The 1529-nt window shown below is 37.5% G+C and carries 3 protein-coding genes and 1 pseudogene; all 4 read left to right on the forward strand.

Annotated elements, in window-relative coordinates; translation table 11 throughout:
- Positions 1–111, forward strand: a 111-nt coding sequence (locus AC4IFO_RS22795) for a DUF4113 domain-containing protein (protein ID WP_490737825.1), incomplete at its 5' end; no start/stop codon positions are given.
- A 230-nt stretch (positions 112–341) separates the two neighbouring features.
- Complete coding sequence (locus AC4IFO_RS22800; protein WP_036979532.1) at positions 342–668, forward strand: type II toxin-antitoxin system RelE/ParE family toxin; 327 nt, start codon at positions 342–344, stop codon at positions 666–668.
- Entirely contained in the window at positions 652–927 is a 276-nt protein-coding gene (locus tag AC4IFO_RS22805; RefSeq protein WP_371007701.1) for a helix-turn-helix domain-containing protein, read from the forward strand. Before AC4IFO_RS22800 ends, AC4IFO_RS22805 begins: the two co-directional genes overlap by 17 nt.
- A 137-nt stretch (positions 928–1064) precedes the next feature.
- A pseudogene (locus tag AC4IFO_RS22810) lies at positions 1065–1424 on the forward strand (AcrIF11 family anti-CRISPR ADP-ribosyltransferase); the annotation flags it as partial.
- Positions 1425–1529 lie beyond the last annotated feature (105 nt).

Genomic DNA, 1529 nt, shown 5'->3' on the forward strand with positions numbered 1-1529 from the left:
TTTGCAGGTCAGGGGATTCAATCGCAATCGGCTTTATGGAAAATGAAGCAGCAATTTTTATCGCCTCGCTGGACAACTCAATTGTCGGATATTCCCGTCGTTAGATGTTAATGAGATTAAAAAATAATCATTCTATAAAGTTTATCGATAATCAATTGATTACATAAGCTATCCACATTGATAAATGTAGTTATCCCCTGAAAATGGGGATAATACCGCGTTAAATGTTTTTACCTTATTTCGTATAAATGTATTTCTCAGCCGCTTAACAAGCTCTTTTTCATATCTCATAAATTGCACTTTATTGCAAATTGCATTATAATGCAATTTGAGGAGAGGACATGTATACAGTCAAATACCACGAAGAAGCAGAAAAAGAAGCCAACGATTTACCCATTAAAATAAAAGTTAAATATGACCGTATAGTGCAGAAAATGGAATTAAACCCACATATCTTAAGAGAGCCCGACACAAAACCCCTTGGGGATGGGCTATTTGAACTAAGAACCATGGGAAATGATATTGCACGAGGAATTTGGGTATACCATAAAGGAAAAACAATTTACATGTTGCGGATTTTCATAAAAAAATCACAAAAAACGCCAAAAACAGAATTTGAGATCGCAAAAGCAAGGTTACAGGAGATACTAAATGATGAAAACGCATAATGAATTACACAATGAGTGGATGAAAAACCCTGAATATCGAGCTGCTTATGAAGAAGAACTACAGAAAGAAAAACTTCAAGCTCTGCTAACAGAATGGCGGACTAACGCGGGTTTAACAAAAGCAGAATTAGCTAAAAAGTTAGGCGTTAATCCCTCGACTGTCACTCGTATGGAGTCGAATGTTGATAATGCAAGTATCCGTAATATTATTAAATATGCGGCGGCCTGTGGTATTCGAAATCCAATAATCTCACTTTAATTTTACAGGATTTGAATAATGGTCATTACACATGCGAGCGCAGTAAAATCACAGAAGTTACATCCAAAAACCCGTATGCCCCATTTTTGAAGGGGTGTTTATGTTTTGGAATATAAGGCAATGAATATAACTTAGCGGGTCAGTGTAACTACCAATATAATCTCGTTGTTGATAATGTTATTGAAATAGAGTCAATATTTTACCGGCATCATGTTTCCGAGGATGCCGTTATCACTGTCATTCAAATGGTGCGAGAAGATTTAGAACTCAATCTTGATAACGATGAGATTGCAGCATTACTTGATAATAGTCAGAGTGTCCGAAATTATGATCATAGTTACAGTGATGATGGTGAAGCGGATTGGGCTATTCAACAATATCAAGGCATTCTAGCGCATAAACTTGGTTATGACTGCGCAAAATCGACCGATGAGCAAGGAACTGTATATATCGCTTATTGTGTTGGTCGACCGTTGTTCGAAGTGCCATGCGCGTAATGTTCCTTCGGCTATCTTTTCTTTACGCATCCCCTACGAATTAAGCCAGGCATTGAGCCAATCTTAATTCGAGCACCCGTTACCCACTTTGACACACAATCGGTG

It is taken from the genome of Providencia sp. UF-224 (assembly GCF_058245955.1).

Bases quoted from the DNA above. Each gene is read 5' to 3' on its own strand.
- AC4IFO_RS22800 (WP_036979532.1), top strand. From the start codon at position 342: ATGTATACAGTCAAATACCACGAAGAAGCAGAAAAAGAAGCCAACGAT.
- AC4IFO_RS22805 (WP_371007701.1), top strand. From the start codon at position 652: ATGATGAAAACGCATAATGAATTACACAATGAGTGGATGAAAAACCCT.